At 63.4% G+C, this 23,363-nt stretch carries 18 protein-coding genes; 10 read left to right on the top strand and 8 right to left on the bottom strand.

Annotation, left to right across the window (positions count from 1 at the left end):
* The first annotated feature begins 3 nt into the window (after nucleotides 1–3).
* Entirely contained in the window at nucleotides 4–630 is a 627-nt protein-coding gene (locus tag EAH73_RS15680; RefSeq protein WP_140468186.1) for a response regulator, read from the top strand.
* Nucleotides 631–647: 17 nt separating this feature from the next.
* Here the strand turns inward: EAH73_RS15680 and EAH73_RS15675 are convergent, their stop codons facing one another.
* Complete coding sequence (locus EAH73_RS15675; RefSeq protein WP_140468184.1) at nucleotides 648–1,295, bottom strand: hypothetical protein; 648 nt, start codon at nucleotides 1,293–1,295, stop codon at nucleotides 648–650.
* Nucleotides 1,296–1,501: 206 nt separating this feature from the next.
* Between EAH73_RS15675 and EAH73_RS15670 the strand changes: the two genes are divergently transcribed.
* Both EAH73_RS15670 and EAH73_RS15665 read left to right on the top strand, forming a co-directional pair.
* Complete coding sequence (locus tag EAH73_RS15670; protein ID WP_140468183.1) at nucleotides 1,502–3,100, top strand: DUF1800 family protein; 1,599 nt, start codon at nucleotides 1,502–1,504, stop codon at nucleotides 3,098–3,100.
* A 136-nt stretch (nucleotides 3,101–3,236) separates the two neighbouring features.
* Nucleotides 3,237–4,451: a DUF1501 domain-containing protein gene (locus tag EAH73_RS15665; protein WP_140468181.1), complete on the top strand. Its 1,215-nt coding sequence runs from the start codon at nucleotides 3,237–3,239 to the stop codon at nucleotides 4,449–4,451.
* 80 nt (nucleotides 4,452–4,531) lie between these two features.
* Here EAH73_RS15665 and EAH73_RS15660 read toward each other — a convergent pair whose 3' ends face one another.
* The 3 genes from EAH73_RS15660 to EAH73_RS15650 all read right to left on the bottom strand — a co-directional run bounded on the left by EAH73_RS15660 (nucleotide 4,532) and on the right by EAH73_RS15650 (nucleotide 6,800).
* Nucleotides 4,532–5,323, bottom strand: a complete 792-nt coding sequence (locus tag EAH73_RS15660) for an SDR family oxidoreductase (protein WP_140468179.1) — start codon at nucleotides 5,321–5,323, stop codon at nucleotides 4,532–4,534.
* A gap of 103 nt (nucleotides 5,324–5,426) precedes the next feature.
* On the bottom strand, nucleotides 5,427–5,795 hold the full coding sequence (locus EAH73_RS15655; protein WP_140468178.1) for a cupin domain-containing protein: 369 nt from the start codon (nucleotides 5,793–5,795) through the stop codon (nucleotides 5,427–5,429).
* Nucleotides 5,796–5,945: 150 nt separating this feature from the next.
* On the bottom strand, nucleotides 5,946–6,800 hold the full coding sequence (locus tag EAH73_RS15650; protein ID WP_240047284.1) for a hypothetical protein: 855 nt from the start codon (nucleotides 6,798–6,800) through the stop codon (nucleotides 5,946–5,948).
* A 185-nt stretch (nucleotides 6,801–6,985) separates the two neighbouring features.
* Here EAH73_RS15650 and EAH73_RS15645 point away from each other — a divergent pair, with 185 nt between their 5' ends.
* The gene (locus tag EAH73_RS15645; RefSeq protein WP_140468176.1) at nucleotides 6,986–7,378 is read left to right on the top strand and encodes a hypothetical protein; all 393 of its coding nucleotides are present in this window, start codon (nucleotides 6,986–6,988) and stop codon (nucleotides 7,376–7,378) included.
* Nucleotides 7,379–7,388: 10 nt separating this feature from the next.
* Here EAH73_RS15645 and EAH73_RS15640 read toward each other — a convergent pair whose 3' ends face one another.
* Entirely contained in the window at nucleotides 7,389–8,159 is a 771-nt protein-coding gene (locus EAH73_RS15640; protein WP_140468174.1) for an alpha/beta fold hydrolase, read from the bottom strand.
* Nucleotides 8,160–8,421: 262 nt separating this feature from the next.
* Here EAH73_RS15640 and EAH73_RS15635 point away from each other — a divergent pair, with 262 nt between their 5' ends.
* From EAH73_RS15635 to EAH73_RS15615, 5 genes are all read left to right on the top strand, one after another.
* A complete protein-coding gene (locus EAH73_RS15635; RefSeq protein WP_140468172.1) occupies nucleotides 8,422–9,960 on the top strand; it encodes an aldehyde dehydrogenase family protein in 1,539 nt (512 codons plus the stop codon).
* A gap of 87 nt (nucleotides 9,961–10,047) precedes the next feature.
* On the top strand, nucleotides 10,048–11,283 hold the full coding sequence (locus tag EAH73_RS15630) for an AAA family ATPase (RefSeq protein WP_140468171.1): 1,236 nt from the start codon (nucleotides 10,048–10,050) through the stop codon (nucleotides 11,281–11,283).
* Nucleotides 11,283–11,840, top strand: coding sequence for a hypothetical protein (locus EAH73_RS15625; protein ID WP_140468169.1), 558 nt, complete (start codon nucleotides 11,283–11,285; stop codon nucleotides 11,838–11,840). The genes EAH73_RS15630 and EAH73_RS15625 overlap by 1 nt, the downstream gene beginning before the upstream one ends.
* Nucleotides 11,841–11,929: 89 nt before the next feature.
* A complete protein-coding gene (locus EAH73_RS15620; protein ID WP_140468167.1) occupies nucleotides 11,930–12,811 on the top strand; it encodes a pirin family protein in 882 nt (293 codons plus the stop codon).
* A 240-nt stretch (nucleotides 12,812–13,051) separates the two neighbouring features.
* A complete protein-coding gene (locus EAH73_RS15615) occupies nucleotides 13,052–14,227 on the top strand; it encodes a Gfo/Idh/MocA family protein (RefSeq protein WP_140468165.1) in 1,176 nt (391 codons plus the stop codon).
* An 8-nt stretch (nucleotides 14,228–14,235) separates the two neighbouring features.
* Here the strand turns inward: EAH73_RS15615 and EAH73_RS15610 are convergent, their stop codons facing one another.
* Nucleotides 14,236–14,805 carry a DUF4136 domain-containing protein gene (locus tag EAH73_RS15610; RefSeq protein WP_161599569.1) on the bottom strand — a complete coding sequence of 190 codons (570 nt, stop codon included), beginning with the start codon at nucleotides 14,803–14,805 and terminating at the stop codon, nucleotides 14,236–14,238.
* Between the two features lie 154 nt (nucleotides 14,806–14,959).
* Complete coding sequence (locus tag EAH73_RS15605) at nucleotides 14,960–15,823, bottom strand: aldo/keto reductase (RefSeq protein WP_140468161.1); 864 nt, start codon at nucleotides 15,821–15,823, stop codon at nucleotides 14,960–14,962.
* Between the two features lie 1,305 nt (nucleotides 15,824–17,128).
* Here EAH73_RS15605 and EAH73_RS15600 point away from each other — a divergent pair.
* The gene (locus EAH73_RS15600) at nucleotides 17,129–21,121 is read left to right on the top strand and encodes an FG-GAP-like repeat-containing protein (protein WP_140468159.1); all 3,993 of its coding nucleotides are present in this window, start codon (nucleotides 17,129–17,131) and stop codon (nucleotides 21,119–21,121) included.
* A gap of 282 nt (nucleotides 21,122–21,403) precedes the next feature.
* Here EAH73_RS15600 and dxs read toward each other — a convergent pair whose 3' ends face one another.
* Nucleotides 21,404–23,350, bottom strand: a complete 1,947-nt coding sequence (gene dxs / locus EAH73_RS15595; protein WP_140468157.1) for a 1-deoxy-D-xylulose-5-phosphate synthase — start codon at nucleotides 23,348–23,350, stop codon at nucleotides 21,404–21,406.
* Between the last annotated feature and the right edge of the window lie 13 nt (nucleotides 23,351–23,363).

Here is a 23,363-nt window from a genome sequence, read left to right as displayed (position 1 = left end):
CTTATGGAACCGATTCGCGTGGTGCTGGTGGACGACCACCACTTGGTGCTGGCGGGCCTGCGGATGCTGCTTGAGCCGCTGCCGCACCTGGCCGTGGTGGGCACCGCTGCCACGGCCGCCGCAGCCTACGCCGCCGTGGCCACCCACCGCCCCGACGTGGTGCTGCTCGACATCAACCTGCCCGACCAGAGTGGCCTGGAAGTGTGCCGCCGCCTCACCACCGACTACCCCGGGCTAAAAGTACTGGCCCTCACCACGCTGCACGAGAAAAGCTACGTGACGCGCATGATGCAGGAGGGCGCGGCCGGCTACTTGCTCAAAAACGCCTCGCCCGAGGAGCTGGCCGAGGCCATTGCCCGGGTGCACGCCGGCAAAAAGTATTTCAGCGACGACGTGCAGGAACTGCTGCTGCGCCCCGCGCCAGCCGCCGCCGCGGGGCCCCTCATCACGCGCCGCGAGCGGGAAGTGCTGCTGCTCATCGCCGACGGCCTCACCAGCCACGACATTGCCACCCGCCTGTTCTTGAGCGCTCTCACCGTCGAAACCCACCGCCGCAACCTGCTCACCAAGTTCGGGGTTGGCAACACCGCCGCGCTTATCCGCCTGGCCGCTCAGCAGCAATTGCTCTGAGTGCAGGGGCCCGGCGGCTAGGGGCGGGCATGCTGGTTGTAGCGCTGCACCAGAGCTTCTAGCTCGGGCAAGCGGTAGCCTTCGTCGCTGGCGGCCAGGTGCTTGGATAGGGCGGGGTCGTCGGCGAAGAAGGCGGCTAGCTGGGTGGCAAAGTCCTTGGGGCTGACGAGCACGGGCTGGCCGTTGGCGCGCCGCAGGTACCATTTTTCGGGCATAACGAAGGTTTTGCTAACGGCCGGCGACCCCATCACCGGCTGGGGCCCCAGGAAGCTGACCAGCGGCGAGGGCGAGGCCCGCACCAGAAACAGCTCGACGGGCCCGCCCACGCGGCGGGCCGCGAGGTAGGTTTCCATCAGCTCGGAGTACTGGCCCTGCACCTGCATCCACTGCACTTGCTGGGCCAGCAGCTTTTTCATGCGGGGGGCCGGCCGGGCGTCGGGCGGGCCGGGGTAGTACGCCACCAGCGCGTCGAGGCCGGTGGCTGAGAGGGGCAGGTAGCCCCGCAGGCGCTGGCCGTTGCGCAGCCGCAGCGTGCCCCAGGCGTAGGTCTGGTTGCCGTAGCCGCGCACCACGCGCAGGGTGTCGGCGGTGGGCACTTGGGGCGCGAGCAGGGCGGGCCTGCTGCCCAACAGCGCGGCCCACAGGGTGAGGACGGATGCAAGCATAGCAAACGGTAGCGGCCGCGTGGAAGGACCGGCCGCCGCAAACTAGGCACGAAACCTGGCCAATGGGTTCATATGGGCTTTCCCGCCGGTCCCAGGCTCAAAAAATACTGGTTTTCCGGTAGCCGCCGGGGGCCCAAAAAGCGCCCCGTAGCCCCCCGCCCGTCCCCACCAATTAAACCCTGGCCGCCGGGGGCCCTCTTACCGGCATGGACACCACCCAGCAACTTCAGCACTTGTATTGGCGCGCCGGCTTCGGGCCCCGGCCCCAGGACGTGGCCGCCGGCCTGAGCCCGCGCAAAGCCCTGCGGCAGCTGCTGCGCGACTCCGAGCAGTTTGTGCCCCTCGACGCGCCCGCCATGCACTTCGCGGACCCGCTGGGCGCGGTGATGGCCGTGCCCCCGGGGGCTCCCGCTCCGACCACAAACCCGGTGCCCACCGGCATGGTCACCACGCCCGACCAGGCCCCCGCGACGATGAGCGGCAGCCCCGCCGAGGCCGCGCCGCCCGCCCCGGTGGCCGCGCTGCCCCCGCGCCAGCCCTACCGGATGGGCCCCGGCGGCGTGCCCCGGCTGCGCCGCGCCGACCTCACGCCCGAGCAGCGCAAAATGCAAAACCAGGGCCTGCGCGAGGCGTTCATCAACATTTCGACGGCCTGGATGGACCGCATGGCCACCTCGCCGGCCCAGTTGCGCGAGAAGATGACGCTGTTTTGGCACGGCCACTTTGCCTGCCGGGTGCGCCAGCCGGGCCCCGCCCTCAGCCTGCACAACACCACGCGGAAGTACGCGCTGGGCAAATTCCCCGACCTGCTGCTGGCCGTGAGCCAGGAGCCGGCCATGCTTGAATTTCTGAATAACCGCCAGAACCACAAGGGCCACGCCAACGAAAACTTCGCCCGCGAGGTGATGGAATTGTTCACCCTGGGCCGCGGCAACTACTCCGAGCAAGACGTGAAGGAGGCCGCCCGCGCCTTCACCGGCTGGAGCTACGACGCGCAGGGCAACTTCAAGTTCCGGCCCAACGACCACGACGACGGCCCCAAAACCTTCCTCGGCCGCACTGGCAACCTGCGGGGCGAGGACGTGCTGGCCATCATCCTGGAGCAGCCGGCGGCGGCTACTTTCCTCACCACCAAATTCTACCGCTTCTTCGTGAACGACACGCCCGACCCGGCCCGCATCGCGCCGCTGGCCGACGCGTTTCGCCGGAGTGGCTACGACGTCCAGGACTTGCTGGAGCGGATGTTTTCGGCCGACTGGTTCTACGACCCCACCAACGTGGGCACGCACCTCAAGAGCCCGGTGGAACTGCTGGCCGGCATCCGGCGCACGCTGGGCGTGCGCCTCGACAACGACCGGCCGCTGCTGGGCTACCAGAAAGCCCTGGGCCAGACGCTGTTTGAGCCGCCAAACGTGGCCGGCTGGCCCGGCGGCCGCAACTGGATCGACTCGTCGTCGCTGCTGCTGCGCCTGCAAATCCCGGCCATCCTCTTCAAAAACGCCGATTTCGCCGTGGCCCTCAAGCAGGACGAAAACGACATTGCCCCCAACCTCACGCGCGCCGACCGCACCGTGAAGCCCACCGCTGGGGCCCACCTGCCGCTGGGGCCCCTGCAGCAGTTGCTGGGCGCCACGCCTGCCCCGGCCCAGCCCGCCCGCCTCAGCGAGTTCCTGCTCCAAACGCCCATCCGGCCCGAAAACCTGGCCCTGGTGCAGCAAGCCGCCGCCCAAAACCCCGCGCCCGCCGAAGCCCTGCGCAACACGCTCGTTAGCTTGATGAGCCTGCCTGAGTATCAGTTGTCGTAGCGCCCAGACGGCGCAAATCTGTACCACCAAGCTGTGCTTGGTCTCGCGTACGCTGCCTTGGGGCCCTCGGGCAAGACCAAGCACAGCTTGGTGGTACAGACCCTGCTCCAATCCACCTTTATAACTATCCCTGATTATGCAACGCCGCGAATTCCTCCAGACCTCGATCCTGGCCAGCACGCTGCTGTTCGTGCCCAAAATGCTGCACGCCCTCGACCGGGGCCCCGGGCTGGCGCGGCTGGCCGACGCGCCGGGGGCCCGCCGCCTCGTGGTGGTGCAGCTCGGCGGCGGCAACGACGGCCTGAATACCGTCATTCCGTACCAGAACGACCTGTACTATAAGGCGCGGCCTACGCTGGGCATCAAGGAATCGGAGGGGATTTTGGCCTTGGACAAGGGGCTGGGCTTCCATCCGGCGCTGAAGGGCTTCAAGAGCCTCTACGACCAGGGCTACCTGGCTGTGCTCAACGGCGTGGGCTACCCCAACCCCGACCGCTCGCACTTCCGCTCGATGGACATCTGGCAAACCGGCTCGGGCAGCGCCCAGAACCTGAGCACCGGCTGGCTCGGCCGCTACCTCGACTCGGGGGCCCCCGGCTGCCAGAACGCCTACAACGCCCTGGAAGTGGACGACACTTTGAGCCTGGCCCTGAAGGGCGCCCAGCGCAACGGCTTGGCGTTCAAAAACCCCGGCAAGTTGCACCAGCTTACCCAAAACCGCTTGCTGAGCAAGGTGAGCCGCGAAACCGGCTCCGACCACCACCACGCCCAGGTGGATTACCTCTACCAAACGCTGGCCGAAACCGCCTCGTCGGCCGACTACCTCTACGACAAGTCGAAGGTGTATAAATCGGCCGTGGCCTACCCCAATTCCGAGTTCGGCAAGAACCTGAAAACCACCGCCGAGCTGATCAACTCCGGCGTGGAGTCGCGGGTGTACTACGTGGCCCTCAACGGGTTCGACACCCACGTGCGCCAGCACGAGCAGCAGCAACGGCTCTTCACCGACCTCGGCGACGGCCTGTCCGCGCTGGCCGACGACCTCCAGAAAAACGGCCAGTGGGCCAACACCCTGGTGCTGGTGTTCTCCGAATTTGGCCGCCGCGTGGGCCAGAACGCCAGCAACGGCACCGACCACGGCACCGCCAACCCGGTCTTCCTCCTCGGCGGTAGCCTCCAGCAAAAAGGCATCCTCAACGACGCCCCCGACCTGGCCAACCTCGACCAAGGCGACCTGCGCCACCAAGTCGATTTCCGCGGCATCTACGCCACCGTGCTGCGGGATTGGCTCGGCGCCGACGACACCAGCATCCTGGGCACCGATTTTGAACGGCTGCGCGGGCTGGTGTAGGACAAGAATAGGGCCCCGGCTGCCAGCCGCGCGGTGCGCAGCATGACAGCCGGGGCCCTAATTAAAACCTGTATCCTACGCTACAGCAGCCCCTTAATCCACCCGCCGTCCACCGGGATGGAGGTGGCGGTGATGTAGCTGGCCCGCTCCGAGCACAGAAACGCGGCCAGGGCCCCAAACTCGCGCGGCTCGCCGAGGCGGCGCATGGGGATTTCGTTTTCCCAGCGGGCCTGGGCGTCGGCGGGCGCAATGCCGTCGCGGTCGGCAATAGCCTGGGCCAGGGCTTCGACGCGGGCGGTGCGGGTGTAGCCGGGCAAAATGTTGTTCACGGTGATGCCGAACGGGGCCACCTCGGTGGCCAGCGTGCGCGCCATGCCCGTCACGGCCGCCCGCAAGCTATTGGACAGCATCAGGTTATCTACCGGCTGCTTCACGCTGATGGACGTGATGTTGAGGATGCGGCCCCAGCCCTGCGCCTTCATGCCGGGCAGTACGGCGCGCGTCAGCTCCACCACGCTGGTAAGCAGCAGGCGGGTGGCGGCGTCCCAGGCTTCGGGCGCGAGGCTGTCGAAGCCGCCCGCCGGGGGGCCCCCAGCGTTGGTTACCAGCACGTCCACGCGGCCAAAGCGGGCCAGCGCGGCGGCCACCACCGCGGCGGGGGCCCCGGGCGCGGCCAGGTCGGCGGGCACGGCCAGCACCGGCACGCCGCTGGCCGCTTCGATGGCAGCGGCCGTGGCGCGCAATTCCGCCTCGCCGCGGGCGCAGATGACCAGGTGCGCGCCCTCGGCGGCCAGCTCCTCGGCCACGGCGCGGCCCAGGCCCTTGCTGGCGGCAACCACCAGCGCAATCTTACCTTTCAGTCCTAAGTCCATTTTTAGTTGTCAGTTATTCGTTGTCAGTTGTCAGTCGCTCGCTACCAATTGTTAATTAGCAGTTTATCCACTCACTAACAACGAGCAACTGACAACTAATAATTTAGCGGAGGTAGGCGTCGGTTTTGTCGATCCAGTCTTGGCGGGGCGGGCTGAAAATATCCACGTCGAGCGTGTCTTCCAGCGCCTCGGCGGAATGGGGTACGTTGGACGGGATGTGGAGCACCTCGCCGGCCCGCACGATGATTTCCTGGGCCTGGTCGTCGCCGAGGTGGAAGCGCAGGGCCCCTTCGAGGATGTATGTAATCTGCTCGTTTTCGTGGTGGTGTTTGGGCACCAGGGCCCCCTTTTTGAGGTACACGTGGGCGAGCATCGTCTTGTCGCCGGTGATGAAGCGGCGCGAAATCAAGTCCGTCATGCGCTCCTCGGGCATGTCGTCCCAGCGGTAAAAAGTAACCTGGTCGGTGGGCATAAAATTGGGTTTTGGCAAGTGGCGTGCAACAACAAACGGCCCGCAGCGCCCGGCCAAAGGCAAGGGGCTGCGGGCCGAAAGTAGCGGAAATTTCGGTGGCCGCCGGCCACCGAAACCATGTTAAATGCCAAGGATGGCCCGTTCGGGGCCCTACAGCGGTACGTTGAAGCCGAAGGAATAAATGGCCTGCGCCGAGGTGAACACGTGCGTCACGCGGCCCACTTTGTCGGCCCCGATCCAGGTGTTGGTGTAGTCGGCGAAGGCGCCCTGCACGTCGCCCTGCAAGAAGAAGTACTTGTAGATGTCGAACTTGAGGCCGGCGCTGGTACCCACTACCCAGCCGTGGTAGTGGAAGGGCCCCTCCTGGTGGCTGCCGAAGATGGTGGAGATGGTGTAGGAAATCATGGGGCCCCCGCCGATTTTGCCGATGGCGCTGAGCTGCAAGTGCTTGCCCACGATTAGCTTTTGGCGCTTCACCAGGTTCACCATCAGGTAGTTGTTGCCGTTGGTGTGCTGCAGGTGCACAAAATCGGGCGTCACCAGCGTGTCCTTGTCGATGTAGCGGCCGCGGATGTTGCCGCGCACGTGGATGATTTGGTTGTCGTCCACCACGTACTTCAAGTGGTTCCAGCTCACCTCAATGCCCAGGTCGTGCCGGTCGTTGAACATGTAGCCCAGCGTGGCGTCGTACTGCGGGATGGTGAGGGACTTAAATTTCCAGAAGTCGCTCATGCTGGGGTGGTCGCTGGCGTGCGCGTTCACGAAGGTGAAGTCGTAGTTGTCCGTTTTCTGGTTCTGGAACCGGATGTCGGAGCGCGAGTACCAGTCGCGGTTGTAGCCCCAGCTGAAGTAGAGGCTGCCGCGGTGCTTGGCGCTGGGCGGCAAAATGGTGGTGGGCGTGTGGGCCGTGGTGGCCGGGGCAGAATTGGCCGGCACGTCGGTTTGGGCCAGTACGGGCGTTGCCAGGCCCAGCGCCAGGCTCGATACTAGGGTAAAGAACTTCATTGAACGTTAATAATATAACCGGCCATAAAGCGCCGCCTTAAAAAATTTCCGAAGGTAAGCGGCAAGGACCCCAATTGTTCAGATTGCCGCTCGAAATAGCTGAACATTGGGGAACCTCGGCCATATCGTTCCCGGCGCAACCCCCGTAGGATCAGCCACTACCCTTCCACTTTTCGCAACGCGCTATGAAACCCATCTCCCCCACCGTGCACGGCGTGCTCGACTACGCCACGTGCGCTTTTTTTGCCCTTGCCCCGAGCCTGTTCGGCTTGCACGGGGCCTACGCCACGGTGTGCTACGTGCTGGCCGGCGGCTACCTGGTGGTGTCGTTGCTCACCAACATGCCCCTGGGGGCCGTGCGGCTGCTGCCCTTCCCAGCGCACGGCAAGCTGGAATTGGTGAGCGGCTTCGTGTTTTTGGCGTCGCCGTGGCTGTTCGGCTTCGCGCACCAAAACGAAACCGCCCGCAACCTATTCATGGCGGCGGGCGTGGTGTTTTTGGTGGTGTACTTCCTCACCGATTGGTACCGGCAGGAACAGCTGGCCAGCACCGCGCCGAACCGCGCCGGCGCGCGCTAGGGCCCCGGCGCTACTCCTCGAACACGGCGGCGGCCAGCGCCAGCACGGCGCGGCGGGTTTCCTCGGGCTGCTCGAGGTAGGCCAGGTGGCCGCTGCCTTCCAGAAACAGGGCCGCGGCGGTGGCGGGCAGCGCCGCCTGGCGCACCGAGTCGTCGAAGGGCACGGCCACGTCGTGCTTGCCGGCCACCGTCAGCACCGGAAACGCGGCGCGGGCCAGCACGGCGGTGCGGTCGGGGCGGGCGGCCATGCCGCGCAGGGCCCCGGCGAAGGTGGCGGCCGGCGTGGCCTTGCCAATTTCTTCGAGCAGCTCGCGGGCCTCCACCAGCCGGTCGCGGTTGGCGGGCGCGAAAAGCGGGCGCACGAAGCTGTCCATGAACTTCTCCACGCCGTGGCGCTCCACGAAGCCGATGTTTTTCTCGCGGTTCTGGCGCTTCTCGTCGGTGTCGGGCAGGGCCGTGGAGTTGATGAGGGCGAGGCCGGCCACGCGGCTGGGGTAGCGCTCGGCCAGGGCCAGGGCCACGTAGCCGCCCATGCTGTGGGCCACGAGCAGCACGGGGTCGGCGGCGCCCTTGTCGGTGAGGTACTGCGCCACGTAGCGCGCCTGGGCCTCCATGCTGAAGTCGGGCACGGGGGCCCTATTGGTGCCGTGGCCGGGCAGGTTGGGGGCCAGCAGCCGGTAGCCAGCCGGAAACGAGCGGGTGAAATCGGTCCACACTTCGCGGCTTTCGGCAAAGCCGTGCAGGAAAACGAGCGTGGGGGCAGTGGTAAGGGGTGCAGCCATGCCGGCAAATGTAACCGCCGGGCCCGGGGCGGCGCTTTTGGGCCGGCGGCCGGCGCGCGGGGGCCCTAAAAAACGGCCCGTTTGGCGCGGGTGGAAATAATAGGCCCGCAAACGTTGCCGGGGCCCTGCCGGGCGCGCTGGAGGCTCCCGCGGCGGGCGGCGGCGCGCTGGCCGCTCCACCGGGGCTTGGGCTCGGCTTTTTTGGCTCAAAACCATCGCTTACCTTCCGCGGCAGTACATCGTCCCATTTCTCCAAAACACCATGCCCAAAATCGTTTCGCCGCAGGTTGAATTCAGCTTCCTGCTGCAACAAGTCAAGCAGCACGCGCCCGAAGTTTTCGACCAGAATGGGCACTTCCTCAACCTGCTCGAAGGCCGCTGGCAAGAGCCCGGCCAGCCCCGCGCCTTCCACTCGCCCATCGACGGCTCGGAACTGGGGGCCCTGCCCATGCTCACGCACGACGTGGCCCTGCGCGCCGTGGTGGCCGCCAAGGCCGAAGCCGCCGCCTGGAGCGCCACCAGCCTGGCCGACCGCCAGCGCCGCGTGCAAGACTGCCTGGCCCAACTGCGTCCCCTGGCCGACCTCATCGGCAAGCTGCTGATGTGGGAAATTGGCAAAACCTACGCCACCGGCTTCACCGACATCGACCGCTGCATCGACGGGGCCCAGTGGTACATCGAGAACATCGAGCCCATGCTCGCCGGCCGCCAGCCGCTGGGCCTGGTCAGCAACATTGCCTCGTGGAACTACCCGTTCTCGGTGCTTTTTCACGCCGTGCTAGTGCAGGCGCTGGCGGGTAATGCCGTGATTGCCAAAACGCCCACCGACGGCGGCTTCATTTCCCTGAGCCTGGCCTTTGCCATCGGCCGCCGCTGCGGCTTGCCACTGACCCTGGTGAGCGGCCCCGGCGGCGAGCTGAGCGAGGTGCTGGTGCAGGACCCGCGCATCGACGCGCTGAGCTTCGTGGGCGGGCGCTACAACGGCCGCAACATCGCCGACGCCTTGGGCCAGCAGCACAAGCGCTACATGCTCGAAATGGAGGGCGTGAACACCTACGGCCTCTGGAATTTCTCGGACTGGGACCTACTGGCCCAGCACCTGCGCAAGGGCTACGACTACGGCAAGCAGCGCTGCACGGCCTACGTGCGCTTCGTGGTGGAGCGCCGCCTGTTCCCGCAGTTCCTCGAAACCTACCTCGGCGTGATCAAGGGCTTGAAGGTGGGCAACCCCACGCTGGTGGACGGCCCCGACGACAAGCTGCCCGAGCTGGCCTTCGGCCCGGTCATCAACGCGCGCCAGGCCCAGGACCTGGACCGCCTCTACGACAACGCGTTGCAGACCGGCGCCACGCCGCTCTACAACGGCCAGCTCGACGACAGCCTGTTCCTGCCCGGCCAGGACCGCAGCGCCTACCGCGCCCCGCGGGCCCTGGTGGGCCTGCCCCGCCAGAGCGAGCTGTACTACAAGGAGCCCTTCGGCCCCATCGACAGCGTGGTGCTGGTGGACCGCGTGGAGGAGCTGGTGGGCGAGATGAATATCTCGAACGGGGCCCTGGTGGCCGCCGTCGTGTCGGACGATAAGGAGTGGGCCGCCCGCACGGCCAAGGAGGTGCGCGCCTTCAAGGTGGGCGTGAACGCGCTGCGCTCGCGCGGCGACCGGGCCGAGGTATTCGGCGGCCTGGGCGAGTCGTGGAAGGGCGCCTTCGTGGGCGGGGCCCTGTTGGTGGAGGCCGTCACGCAGGGCAAGGCCCCCGTGCTCGGCCACTACCCCGACGCCACCCTGCTGCCGGAGAAAATCTAGCGGCACACTAAAACGTTATCCACGCGGCGGTTCCGGCAACGGGGCCGCCGCGTGCTATTTTTGGCCCTATCCTAATTTCTATCGGCGATGAACGAGCAACTAATTGTCAAAAACTTCGGCCCGATTAAAGAGGCCACGGTGGACTTTAAGCGGGTAACGGTTTTTATAGGGCCCACGGGTGGAGGGAAGAGTACGCTGGCGAAGTTGAAGGATATATTTCTTTACAAGAGAAATTATTACAGCGATGGCTCTGATAATGATAACGCAAGACTCAATTCATTAGAAGCTTACCAAGAACATTCATTATCTAATTTTTTTACAGACAACACAGCTTTTAATTATTCATCTAGCGCTCTGTCTTTAACATATGAAAATAAGAGCCACGTAGTTAATATAAAAAGCTCCGGAGAATCTTTGGCGGCTCAATCAGAAGATTTAACTGGGCTATTTGAAAAAGCTAAGACAATAGATGAATTTGAGGTACTTCGTCAAGGAATACTGCGTCAATTAGCAGAAATTAAAATAGAAATTCGAAATAATTTTAAAAATAAACCTGATAATCCAAATAAATATTTAAACTGGAATCATCTTAAATTTATATCCGGACAATACCCTTGGTATTGTCCTTCGGAAAGAATTTTTGTATCTTCTTTAGAATACTCCTGGGCTGGCTTATTACGTGATGATATAGGTTTGCCAAAAGGGATTCTTGATTTTGCCAATAACTTCTCCAATGCTCGCAAGACAATAAACGAATTATCTATTCCATTTCTAAATGCAAAATATATACACCAAAATGGGCAAGATTTTATTAAAATCCCTGAAAGCGAAACGCTTTTCCGTCTTTACGAAGCAGCTAGTGGTATTCAATCTGTCACTCCATTATTGGTATTATTAGAACATTTAAGTAATGATACAGAACAGCCGCAGAGTTTTATTATCGAGGAACCGGAGCTAAACCTCTACCCCACCGCACAGCAAGGGCTGCTGAACTGGTTGGTGGAGAAATGCACAAAGGGCGAAAATGACCTGACGATAACTACGCACAGTCCCTATATATTATCAAGTTGCAACCTGCTGCTGGAGGCGTATAAAGTGGCCCAGCTACGCCCTGATTTGGAAGAAGAAATCGCTGCTATTGTGCCCAAAGCTTGTTGGCTGAATCCCGATGAATTTGCCGCTTATTACGTTACCGATGGCACGGTGAAACCCATTACCGACGAGCGCACGCACCTTATTGGCGGCAATGAGCTGGATGCAGTTTCGGGAGATATTTCGGATAGATTCCGCAAGCTACTGCGGCTTAAGAAACAGGTTGCGTAATGCGGGAAGCGTTAGAAAAGCGGTTTACCCATTGCCGCCAGAAAGGTTGTCTGAATATTTACCCCGAAACCGTTTCTTACTATTCCGATCCGCCCGGAGAAGCCTGGGTGGCACGAGTTGCTGATGAATCTTATGACCCGGAGCGGCATTTTCAGTTGCGCAATCCCGATGGGCGCCCGGTGCATTTAGCCGCCATTGACAAATGCTTAATAGGGCGAGTTCAGCCCGCACCCAAACGTTGCGACTGCGTATTTTTTGAAGGGCGTGACGTGTGCTTCGTCGAATTTAAGATTCGCGCCAAAGGCAAGGCCGAGGCAGACGACCGGAACCAGGAAACCCGTTTGCTAGAGGCAGGTGACCAGCTTTTAGCTAGCATACAGCAGTTTGAGCAAGACGACCTGTTGGGGCCCCACCACCGCGTGCGGGCTTATGCTTTCGTTGGATATGATTTATCGTACCCCGCCCCAACAACCACGCTACTTAACATCGCTGAGCTTATCGATTCAAACGTCAAATCCGCCGTTGATTTTGATGCGCGAAACAGCGTGATGTTTTGATCAACAAGGTTATCCACCTATCTAAGGTGGATAACCTTTTAGGGCCCCGCGGCTTGTAAAAGCCCCACGCATTCTATTCTAATTTTGCTATGGCTACCTCCCCTTTCCGCCGCATATTCCAAGTGATTGATGGCAACAAGAAGGCCGTGGGCGACGGCTTCGACGTGACCAGCCCCATGCCGGGGCCCCGCATCCGGCAGCTGAGCCCGTACCTGCTCATCGACCACATCGGGCCGATGCAGATTGCGCCCACGGAGACGCCCCTGGGCTCGCCGCCCCACCCGCACCGCGGCTTTGAGACCGTGACTGTTGTGTACGACGGCCACCTGGCCCACCGCGACACGGCCGGACACGACGGCACCATCGGGCCCGGCGACGTGCAGTGGATGACCGCCGGCGCCGGCCTGCGCCACGCCGAGATGTACGATGGCGACTTTGCCCGCCGCGGCGGTACCCTGGAGCTGCTGCAACTGTGGGTGAACATGCCCAAGGCCGACAAGCTGGTGCCGCCCCAGTACCAGGAGCTGCGCGCCGCCGCCATCCCCAGCGTGCCGCTACCCGGCGGCGGGGGCAGCATCCGCGTGATTGCCGGCAGCTACGGCGGTGCCACGGGGCCGGCCCATACGTTCTCGCCCCTCACGCTGCTGGACTTGCACTTAGACAAGGGCGCCGACTTCGTGCTGACGCTGCCCGCCGCCTACAACGTGGGCCTGTACGTGGTGCGCGGCGCGGTGCTGGTGAACGGCGAGCGCCCCGCCAAAACCCAGCAGCTCGTGGTGCTGGGCTGGGATTCGGCCGACGTGCAAATCACCGCTTCGGAAGACAGCCTCGTGCTGGTGCTGGCCGGCGCGGCCATTGAGGAGCCGCTGGCCACCTACGGTCCCTTCGTGATGAACACCAACGAGGAGCTGATGGCCGCCATCGCCGATTTTGAGAGCGGCAACATGGGCAAGTTTCCCGAAGACGAGTAGACAGGGCCCCTGGCGGCTTGCCTTTTAACTAAAACCGGTCATGCAGAGCGCAGCGAAGCATCTCTCCCGCGCAAGTATTTCAGTTACTGCCGCCGTAGAGATGCAGCGTGCAGCGAAGCACAACCGTTGCGCTTGGTTCGCTTGAGCGGGCGCTTGTAAAACGGGCGTTTGCGCAAGCTCGACCGCAACCCGGCGCGGCTGCGCGGGGTAAGCTGATTCTACCCCAACCTGCTGCGCGCCATGAACGACTTCCTTGCTTCCGCTACTTCCCGCCGCGACTTTGTGCGTACGCTCTCGCTTGGCGCGGGAGCTACGCTGGTGGGCGCCCACGCCCTGGCGGGGCCCCTCGATTGGCTGGCCGGGGCCCCCGCGGCCGACCGCAAATTGGGCGTGGCGCTGGTGGGGCTGGGCGGCTACAGCGCCGGGCAGCTGGCTCCGGCCTTGCAACAAACCAAGTTTTGCCGGCTAGCGGGCATCGTGACGGGTACACCGGCCAAGGCCGCCAAGTGGAAGCAGCAGTACAGCATCCCCGACGCGAACGTGTACGACTACAAAACCTTCGACCGGATGATTGACAACCCGGCCATCGACATTGTGTACGTGGTGCTGCCCAACGCTATGCACGCCGAGTACGTGGTGCGGGCGGCGCAGGCGGGCAAGCACGTCATTTGCGAGAAGCCGCTGGCCACGTCGGCGGCCGACGCGCGCCGCATGGTAGCGGCGGTGCAGAAGGCGGGCAAAAAATTCAGCGTGGGCTACCGGCTGCACTTCGAGCCGCACAACCAGGAAATGATGCGCCTGGGCCAGCGCGAAGCCTACGGGCCGGTGCGGCACCTGGCGGCCGACAACGGCTTTAGTTTGACCACCCCCAGCTGGCGCGTGGATAGGGCCCTGAGCGGCGGGGGCCCCCTGATGGACATGGGCATCTACTGCGTGCAGGGCTGCCTCTACACCAAGGGCCAGGTGCCGGTGTCGGTCACGGCCAAGTTCACGGCGAACCCCGACCCGAAGCTGTTCAAAGACGTGGAGGCGGGGCTCGATTGGCAGTTTCAATTCGCCGACGGCGCCACCGCCGACTGCCGCACCCGCTACACCGAAAACATGGAAGGCCGTCTGCGCATCGAGGGCCCCAAGGGCTGGGCGGAGCTGACGCCGGCCTTCGGCTACGGCGGCTTAGCCGGCAAAACCAGCCAGAACGACGGCCGGCTTGACCTGCCGAACATTAACCAGCAGGCCGCCCAAATGGACGACTTTGCTGCCTGCATCCTGCAGAACAAGCCGACCCGCGTGCCCGGCGAAATGGGCCTGCGCGACGTGCAGCTGCTCGAAGCCATTTACCGCGCCGCCGAAACCGGCCAGAAAGTATCCACCAAAGACGTGGTGCAGCTCATCGACCGCACCAGCGCCGGCAAGTAGCCGGGGCCCTAGCGCGCCTGCCCCGGGAACTTGGCAAACGCCTCGGCCACGCCCTTGTCAATCTGCTGGGCGGCCTTGCGCGACTTGCGCGACAGGATGCTGGTGGTGGTGCCCTGCCACACCTGCTCCTTGCGGGCGGCATCCACCACGTCGATGGTGGCGGTACCCTCGCGGTACTGGCCGATGGGCACGTTTTGGGCCTGCCAGCGGAAGTTGCGCTGGCCGATGTAGTACGGGGCCCCGTCGTTCAAGAAGTTGGTTTCGCGGGTCTGGGTGAGCAGCTGGGTGGCGACGCCGATGTGCACGAGCAGGTCGGGCTGGGCGGCGCGCTGGTAGCCGCGGGCTTCCAGCTCGCGCGTCACGGCCCGTTTGAGGTCGAAGATATTCGCGCTCAGGTCGGCCGCCGTCGAATCCTTCCGCGCCGTCTCGTCCATGAAGTTGTAGGTCTTGTAGCGCGTGAAGTCGGCGTCGGCTTTTTGATCGGTGTTGGTCACCTGCGCCTGGGCGGGCGCGCCGGCCACCAGCCCCAGGGCCAGCGCTAGCAGCGGTATTCTTAGCAATTGGGATAGAAAGGACATGGCGAGGAGCAATTGTAAAGGCGGGGTAGCGTCCCGCAACAGGTACTCTTTAAACGCAGCCGGCGAGGAATTCATTTCTCCGGCGGCGCGGCCACAAAAAGGGGCCCCGCAACTACCGTTGCGGGGCCCCTTTCAATCAGCTTAATAGCTAAAACTAAGCCGCTTTAATTTTATCCAAAGCCGCCATATCTTCCGGCGATAGTTGAATGTCAGCGGTTTTCATGTTTTCCTCCAAGTGCTTCACCTTGGAAGTGCCGGGGATGAGCAGGATGTTGGGCGAGTGGTGCAGCAGCCAGCTCAGGGCAATTTGCTGCTGGGTGGCGCCGTGCTTCTGGGCCACTTGGTCGAGGGCCGCCAGGGCCTCCTTGTTGCCGCCCGAGAGCGGGTACCACGGAATGAAGGCGATGTTGTTGTCGCGGGTGTAGTCGAGCACGGGCTCCCACTTGCGGTTGTCCACCGAGTACATGTTCTGCACCGACACGATTTCCACGAATTCCTGGGCCTTTTTGATCTGGTCCACGTCCACTTCCGACAGGCCGATGTGCTTGATGTAGCCGTCCTGCTGGGCCTTTTGCAAGAACTTCAGCGTGTCTTCAAACGGCACGTTGGGGTCTACACGGTGCAGCTGGTAAAGGTCAATCTGGTCGAGCTTCAGGCGCTTGAGACTGCCGTGCAGCACTTCCTCCAGGTGCTTGGGGCTGGCATCGACGGGCCACTGGTTGGGGCCCGTGCGCAGCAGCCCGCCCTTGGTGCCGATGACCAGGCCCTTGGCGTAGGGGTGCAGCGCCTCGGCAATCAGTTCTTCCGACACGTTGGGGCCGTAGCTGTCGGCCGTGTCGATGAAATTCACGCCCAGCTCCACGGCCCGCCGCAGCACGCGGATGGACTCGTTGTGGTCGGCCGGGGGGCCCCAAATGCCTTCGCCGGTGATGCGCATGGCGCCGTAGCCGAGGCGGTTCACGGTGAGGTCGCCGCCGATGGTGAACGTGGCGGGGTACGTTGTGGTGGTGGTTGCCATCGGAATTATCAGGATAAAGCAGTGGACGCCGAGTAGCCCGGCGCATTGGCTTACCACCGCGCGGCCCACATTGTTTCAGCGGCTGGGCTGGGGCCGGGGGCTATCTGGCCCCAGCCTAGCCGCTGGCCAGCCCCGGTAGATCCAGTGCATCCAATATCTATATATTTTACTGTCAACAAAATATGAAGTTTCTAATTTCAATTTTGGGCTGCCATGCTCTCCTGTCTTGTACCGCCTTGGCAGTGGCTGTGCTACGTGTTGCTTTTTGGTAGCCGATGAATGCGGCCCCGCAGGCACCCAGACCCGGCTGCAAGGGCTGGGCTGCCGCTATGCCTATATACCAAGCGGCCCACTTGGGACCGGCTAGAGCCGTTTCGCGCAGGTGGGGCGGCAGTCAGACTCAAGCTAGCTGGGTAATGGTAATCGCTCGCTGCTGTCCTTGAGCGCCGCGGACACTTAGGTCGCGTTGGACAGGGCACTTGGAAATGACACCATCAAAAGCAGAGCAGTAGATCGTTTTGCAATAGGGTACAATAGCCAAGACACGACGAATCCCATTGCAATTGGATTGTGGTAATGACGCCTATTCTGTTTTTGGCGACTGGTATAAATCCTTGCCATTTTGAAAAAATACCAGCATCGCAATCGTTTGGCAGAAACTCGGCCAGCGAATCGGACCGGTTGCCCCCTTTTCATGCTGCAGGTAGCCGCAGGTAACAAAACCGAGTTAGCCTCCCCGCCCGCTACCTAGGCACCAATACTAGCCAGCAGCTGATTTAGTGCAGCCGTTATCTCGCCAAAATCTTGCCAAATGACAAGATTTTGGCACATAGCAAAGATTGGCAAGGATTTGTCCTACTTGTTCTTAAACACTTCGCAGTTTTGCACCACACCGGATCACGAGTTCTTGGTGCCGGGCTTGCGGCCTTTTACCCTCCTACCCTTTACAAGTCAGCAAACAAATTTGGCCTAAACAGTCACTGCTTCGGGTGGCTGCGTCTCCGTGCCTTGTTGCCTTCTTCACACGCGCCACCTCTGCTAAGCATTCATTTTGCTCCGCTCATAAGTCCGGCTGTGTTGGCCATTTTGGCCATCTAGTCCCGCAGACACACTACCCGCTACGGTACCTCCCTATCGTCAGTAGCCCGGCCGCACTGGGGCCACCTGCATGACGCAGGCTAGCCGCCGACCATTCTACCCCCTGCACGCTGCGTGCACTCTCGTCTTATTGTAAAGTAGTTACCCTGTCTGGCTGTAGTTGCGCAGCCTTCTTTTTTTCTTCACTCCTCTCACTCACGCAAGCTTATGCTCAACTTTTCCTCTATAGTCCACCCGCGGCAAGCGCCGCGCTGCCTGGCCCGCCCCCTCGCGGCGCTGGGGCTACTGCTCGCCACGGCCGGCGCAGTCCAGGCCCAGCCCGCCACTTTTGGCCCCATGGCTACCTACCCCGTCAGTGGCGCAAACAACTTCGTGGCCACCGGCGACCTTAACAGCGACGGCGTGCTCGACCTAGTGAGCACGAGTAACTATAACGTGAACGTGCTGCTGGGGCAGGCCGCTGGCGGCTTTGCGGCGGCCGTGGCTTACCCCGTGGGCGGCATCAACGAGGAGGTGGCGCTGGCCGACGTTAACCACGATGGCAAACTGGATGTGGTGCTGGCTAGCGGCCCCAACGTGCGCGTGCTGCTGGGCACCGGCAGCGGCACGCTGAAGGCCGCTAGCGCCTACCCAAACGGCGCGTACGCAAACAACGCGCCCTCCAATAGCTATAGCCTAAAGCTATACGATGTAACCCGCGATGGCGTTCTGGATGCCGTGACGACGACCGTGAACACGCAGGTGAGCGTGCTGCCCGGTATTGCCGCGGGCACCTTCGATGCGGCCTCGACCTACGAGGCCGGCAGCCACCAGCGCGGCCTAAGCGTGGCCGACTTCAACCACGATGGCTTTGCCGACTTGGCAATCAGCGAAACGGATCAGAACAACGTGTACGTGCTACTGGGCCAGGCCACCGGGTTTGCTAAGCCCGTCAGCTACCCCGTGGGGCAGGTTTCTCCCTTTATCGAAACGGCTGACCTCAACCGCGATGGCCAGCTGGACATCATCGTGTCTGGCTTCTCAGCAACCGGGGTGAAGGTGCTGACTGGCAATGCCAACGGCACCTTCAACGCGGCCGTGGCTTACCAGGCCACGGCCACCAGCACTTTCTTGAGCGGGCTGACTGTGGGCGACGTGAACGGCGACGGCTACCCCGATGTGCTGGTGGGTGACTTTAACCAGGGCAAGGTGTACGTGCTGCCGGGCAGTGCCACGGGTGCGCTGGGCGCGGCCGTGGCGCTAAGCGTAGGCGCGGGGGCTTACGATATTGCCTTAGCCGATATTAACCGCGACAACCGCCTCGACCTAGTGGTGGCCAATTCCGCTGGCAACACGCTCGGGGTTCTGCTAAACACGACAGTTTCTCCGCTGGCGGCTAGCAGCATTATGCCCGCGAGCGGGCCGGCGGGCACGCTCGTAACCATCACGGGCGCGGGCCTCGACCGGGTGCGCGGCGTGCGCTTCGGCACGGGCGGGCTAGGCTTGATTGCGGCCCAGAGCGCCACCAGCCTCACGGTGCGCGTGCCAGTAGATGCCGCCAGCGCCCCCCTGACGCTGGTGCCAGCCACGGGCAGCGCGGTGCCGAGTGCCACGAGCTTTACCTACGCCCCGCGCCCGGCGGGGCTGGTAGCCACCCTAAGCCCGGCTGGGCCACTAGATGTGTGCCAGCCGCGCACGCTCACGGCCAGCGCGGCTAGCCCGGCCTTTACTATCGGCTCCGGCTTCAATGAGATAGTACTGAGCATTGTGGCGCAGGCCAACGGCCAGGTGCTGGTGGGCGGGCGCTTCACCACCTACCAGGGCGTGGCGGCCGGCCGCCTGGTGCGCCTTAACGCCGACGGCACCCGCGATAACAGCTTTGCTACCGGTGCGGGCTTCAACGACTACGTGAATAGCGTGGTCCTGCAGGCCGACGGCAAGGTACTGGTGGGCGGGCGCTTCACTACTTACCAGGGCACGCCGGCCAACCGCCTGGTGCGCCTCAACCCCGACGGCACCCGCGATGCCAGCTTCGTTACCGGCGCAGGCTTCAACTACCCAGTGGAAAGCGTGGCCGTGCAGGCCGATGGACGGGTGCTGGCTGGTGGCACCTTTACTACTTACAACGGCACGCCTGCCTTCAACCTGATTCGGCTTAGCGCCACCGGCAACCCCGATGCCACCTTCGCTACGAGCGCTGGCTTCAGTACTAGCTTCGTATACAGCGTGGTGGTGCAAGCCAATGGGCAGGTGCTGGTGGGCGGCGAATTCAGAAGATACCAGGGCGCGACGGCCAACGGCTTGGTGCGCCTCAACGCCGACGGCAGCCGCGACGCCAACTTTACCCCGAGCATCACGGGGGACGTGCGTTGCCTGGCCGTGCAGGCCAATGGCCAGATACTAGCCGGGGGCAACGTGGGGTACGTCAACCAAGACCCGGCCCACTTGATTCGCCTCAACGCCAACGGCAGCCCCGACGCAAGCTTTAATAACGGCCAAGGTGGCACACAAGACTTTTCTAATTTAGTGAACAGCGTGGCCGTGCAACCCGATGGCAAGGTGCTGGTGGGCGGCGAGTTCGATGGCTTCAGGACCGCGGCGGCCAACTTCCTGATTCGGCTCAACGCCGATGGTAGCCGCGACAACAGCTTCGCCGTCGGCCAGGGGCCCAATGCTAATGTGTACAGCGTGGCCGTGCAGGCCGATGGGCAGGTGCTGGCGGGCGGCTTCTTTACTGCCTATCAGGGCGCGGCGGCTAACAGCTTAGTGCGCCTCACCGCCAGCGGCACCCCCAACAACACGCCCACGCCGGTGGGCGGGGCCAGCTTCAGCTTCGCACCCGGTAGCAGCACTACCAACCCGCTGGTGACGAGCACGCCCGGCACCTACACCGCCACGGCTAGCCTCAACGGCGAAACTTCGGCCCCCTCCAACGCGGTGGTGCTCACGGCCTGCACCTCGCTCGCCCTGCGTGCGCCCGAAAACCCCGCCGGCACGGTGGCCGGCCTGCGCTACCAGTACTACGAAGCGAGCGGCGCCAACTTCACGGGCCTGCCCGACTTCGCCGGCCTCACGCCCAAGCAAACCGGCACCGCCCCCGGCTTCTACGTATCTAGCCTGACCCAGCGCAGCTACGGCTACGCCCTGCGCTACTCGGGCTACGTGACCGTGCCCGCCGACGGGCAGTACACCTTCTTCACCACCTCCGACGACGGCTCGCAGCTCTTCATCGGCTCGCAGCTGGTGGTCGACAACGACGGCAGCCACGGCGCGCAGGAGCGCAGCGGCACCGTCGGCCTGCAGGCCGGCACGCACCTGCTCACCGTCACCTACTTCCAGAACGGGGGCGGCAACCAGCTCAGCGTCAATTACCAGGGCCCCGGCGTGAGCAAGCAGGCCATTCCCGGCGCCAGCCTGCGCTACGTGCCAGCTAGCTTCCTGCGTGCCCCCGAAAACCCCGCCAGCACGGTGGCCGGCCTGCGCTACCAGTACTACGAAGCGAGCGGCGCCAACTTCACGGGCCTGCCCGACTTCGCCGGCCTCACGCCCAAGCAAACCGGCACCGCCCCCGGCTTCGACGCGGCTAGCCTGGCCCAGCGCAGCTACGGCTACGCCCTGCGCTACTCGGGCTACGTGACCGTGCCCGCCGACGGGCAGTACACCTTCTTCACCACCTCCGACGACGGCTCGCAGCTCTTCATCGGCTCGCAGCTGGTGGTCGACAACGACGGCAGCCACGGCGCGCAGGAGCGCAGCGGCACCGTCGGCCTGCAGGCCGGCACGCACCTGCTCACCGTCACCTACTTCCAGAACGGGGGCGGCAACCAGCTCAGCGTCAATTACCAGGGCCCCGGCGTGAGCAAGCAGGCCATCCCCGGCGCCAGCCTGCGCTACGTGCCAGCTAGCGCGAGCACCAGCACCACAAATGCACTGCTAGTCACCACCGAGCGCCTGGGCGCCGAGTCCCTAGCGGCGCAGGCTTATCCCAACCCATTCACTACTGAGGTCACGCTCAGCTTTACGCTGCCCCAGGCCGGCACCTACTCGCTGGCCGTCTACGATGTAACGGGCCGATTGGTGGAGCAATTGCCCGGCGGGCAGGCCGCGGCGGGCGAGGCTCAGCAGCTCACATGGACCACGGCCCGCTACGCCAGCGGCTTTTATTTGCTGCGCCTACGCTCTGCCGCGGGTACCCAGCAGTTGCGCTTAGTCAAGCAGTAAGGCTACCCGCTAGCTGAAGCGCATTAAAAACCAGTTAGCCAAGTGGTGACCTAAAGCGCTTCTCAGATCAGTGTAAATGGTAGCCACACTGGTCAAACCAATTTTTTGCGTCGGGTTAGCTTATCCAGGCAATGGCAGTTTGAATGACAGCTCCAGCGCCTCACGGGTACGGACCTGGGTTGGGCGCAGCCACTTTAATAAGTTAACAATACTGCTTGGTTATAAGAAATCCCCGCGGCTCCGTGCCGCGGGGATTTCTTATAACCAAGCAGTATTGTTAACTTATCGCAGGGCGGGCTCGGGCAGGCCAGCGGGAATGCAGGCGGCCATTTCGCGCACGGCTTGGGCGATGCCGGCGGCGTCGAAGCCGCACTCCTTATAGAGCTGGTCCTGGGTGCCGTGCTCCACCACGCGGTCGGGAATGCCGAGGCGGCGCAGGGGCAGGTGCTGGCCGTGGTCGGCCAAAAATTCGAGCACCGCCGAGCCGAAGCCGCCGGGCAGGCAGCCGTCCTCCACCGTCACGATGGCGCGGTAGCGGCGGGCCACGGACAGCAGCATTTCCTCGTCGAGCGGCTTGCAGAAGCGTAGGTCGTAGTGGCCCACGTCGAGTCCTTCGGCGGCCAGGGCGGCGGCGGCCTTCACCGCGTAGTTGCCGATGTGGCCGATGGTGAGGATGGCCACCCCGCCAGCCTCGCCCTCGTGCACCACGCGGCCCGTGCCCACGGCCACGCGCTGCAGCGGCGTGCGCCACTCCGGCATCACACCCTCGCCACGGGGGTAGCGGATGCTAAAGGGCCCCGCATTTTCGGGCAGCTGGGCGGTGTACATCAGGTTGCGCAGCTCCTGCTCGTTCATGGGCGCGGCCACCACGATGTTGGGCACGCAGCGCATGAAAGCCAGGTCGTAGCAGCCGTGGTGCGTCGGGCCATCGGCCCCGGCAAAGCCGGCGCGATCGAGGCAGAACACCACGTGCAGGTTTTGCAGGGCCACGTCGTGGATCACCTGGTCGTAGCCCCGCTGCATGAACGAGGAGTAGATGTTGCAGAACGGCACCAGGCCCTGGGTGGCCAGGCCGGCCGAAAACGTAACGGCGTGCTGCTCGGCAATGCCCACGTCGAAGGCGCGGGTGGGCATGGCGGCCATCATGATGTTCAGCGACGAGCCCGAGGGCATGGCCGGCGTCACGCCCATGATTTTGTCGTTGGCCTCAGCCAACTCCAGCAGCGTGTGGCCGAACACGTCCTGGTACTTAGGCGGCTGCGGCTTATCGGGGATTTTGGTGAAAATCTCGCCCGTAATCTTGTCGAACAAACCCGGGGCGTGCCACAGCGTCTGGTCCTTTTCGGCCAGCGCGTAGCCCTTGCCCTTCACCGTTACGCAGTGCAGCAATTTGGGCCCCGGAATAGCCTTGAGGTCGTTGAGCACCTCCACCAAGTGCTGCACGTCGTGCCCGTCCACGGGCCCAAAGTAGCGGAAATTGAGGGCCTCGAACAGGTTGCTCTGCTTCATCAGAGTCGCCTTCATGGCGGCTTCCACTTTGCGGGCAATCTGCTGGGGGTTGGGGCCAAACTTGCTGAGCTTGCCCAGCACGTTCCACAGCTCGTCGCGCACCTTGTTGTATGTGCGCGAGGTAGTGATGTCGGTCAGGTATTCCTTGAGGGCCCCCACGTTGGGGTCGATGCTCATGCAGTTGTCGTTGAGCACGACAATCATGTTGTTGTTCAGGGCCCCGGCCTGGTTCAGGGCCTCGAAGCTCATGCCGGCCGTCATGGCGCCGTCGCCAATTACGGCAATGTGCTGGCGGTCAAACTCTTTTTTGTAATCCGAAGCCACCGCCATGCCCAGCGCCGCCCCGATGCTGGTGCTGCTGTGGCCCACACCGAAGGCGTCGTAAGGGCTTTCCGACATTTTGGGGAAGCCCGACATGCCGCCGTAGCGCCGGTTGGTGGGGAACCGGTCGCGCCGCCCGGTAAGGATTTTGTGGCCGTAGGCCTGGTGGCCCACGTCCCACACCAGCTGGTCGTAGGGCGTATTAAAGACGTAGTGCAGCGCCACCGACAGCTCGACCACGCCCAGCGAGGCCCCGAAGTGCCCGCCGTAGATGCTCACCGTGTGCACAATGAACTCGCGCAGTTCGTCGCTGAGCTGCACTAACTGCTCGGGGGCGAGCTTTTTAAGGTCGTCGGGCGAATTTATCGCCGCCAGGAGCGGGCCGGGTTCAACTGTCATCAGAGGCAAGCGT

Origin of the sequence: Hymenobacter nivis, from assembly GCF_006439025.1 — a bacterium.
Taxonomy (GTDB): domain Bacteria; phylum Bacteroidota; class Bacteroidia; order Cytophagales; family Hymenobacteraceae; genus Hymenobacter; species Hymenobacter nivis_A.
The sequence above is the reverse complement of the archived record's forward strand: the minus strand, read 5'-3'. Positions and strand labels throughout refer to the sequence as shown.

Coding starts and splice junctions, on each gene's coding strand:
- EAH73_RS15680 (WP_140468186.1), top strand. CDS start 4: ATGGAACCGATTCGCGTGGTGCTGGTGGACGACCACCACTTGGTGCTG.
- EAH73_RS15675 (WP_140468184.1), bottom strand. CDS start 1,295: ATGCTTGCATCCGTCCTCACCCTGTGGGCCGCGCTGTTGGGCAGCAGG.
- EAH73_RS15670 (WP_140468183.1), top strand. CDS start 1,502: ATGGACACCACCCAGCAACTTCAGCACTTGTATTGGCGCGCCGGCTTC.
- EAH73_RS15665 (WP_140468181.1), top strand. CDS start 3,237: ATGCAACGCCGCGAATTCCTCCAGACCTCGATCCTGGCCAGCACGCTG.
- EAH73_RS15660 (WP_140468179.1), bottom strand. CDS start 5,323: ATGGACTTAGGACTGAAAGGTAAGATTGCGCTGGTGGTTGCCGCCAGC.
- EAH73_RS15655 (WP_140468178.1), bottom strand. CDS start 5,795: ATGCCCACCGACCAGGTTACTTTTTACCGCTGGGACGACATGCCCGAG.
- EAH73_RS15650 (WP_240047284.1), bottom strand. CDS start 6,800: ATGAAGTTCTTTACCCTAGTATCGAGCCTGGCGCTGGGCCTGGCAACG.
- EAH73_RS15645 (WP_140468176.1), top strand. CDS start 6,986: ATGAAACCCATCTCCCCCACCGTGCACGGCGTGCTCGACTACGCCACG.
- EAH73_RS15640 (WP_140468174.1), bottom strand. CDS start 8,159: ATGGCTGCACCCCTTACCACTGCCCCCACGCTCGTTTTCCTGCACGGC.
- EAH73_RS15635 (WP_140468172.1), top strand. CDS start 8,422: ATGCCCAAAATCGTTTCGCCGCAGGTTGAATTCAGCTTCCTGCTGCAA.
- EAH73_RS15630 (WP_140468171.1), top strand. CDS start 10,048: ATGAACGAGCAACTAATTGTCAAAAACTTCGGCCCGATTAAAGAGGCC.
- EAH73_RS15625 (WP_140468169.1), top strand. CDS start 11,283: ATGCGGGAAGCGTTAGAAAAGCGGTTTACCCATTGCCGCCAGAAAGGT.
- EAH73_RS15620 (WP_140468167.1), top strand. CDS start 11,930: ATGGCTACCTCCCCTTTCCGCCGCATATTCCAAGTGATTGATGGCAAC.
- EAH73_RS15615 (WP_140468165.1), top strand. CDS start 13,052: ATGAACGACTTCCTTGCTTCCGCTACTTCCCGCCGCGACTTTGTGCGT.
- EAH73_RS15610 (WP_161599569.1), bottom strand. CDS start 14,805: ATGTCCTTTCTATCCCAATTGCTAAGAATACCGCTGCTAGCGCTGGCC.
- EAH73_RS15605 (WP_140468161.1), bottom strand. CDS start 15,823: ATGGCAACCACCACCACAACGTACCCCGCCACGTTCACCATCGGCGGC.
- EAH73_RS15600 (WP_140468159.1), top strand. CDS start 17,129: ATGCTCAACTTTTCCTCTATAGTCCACCCGCGGCAAGCGCCGCGCTGC.
- dxs (WP_140468157.1), bottom strand. CDS start 23,350: ATGACAGTTGAACCCGGCCCGCTCCTGGCGGCGATAAATTCGCCCGAC.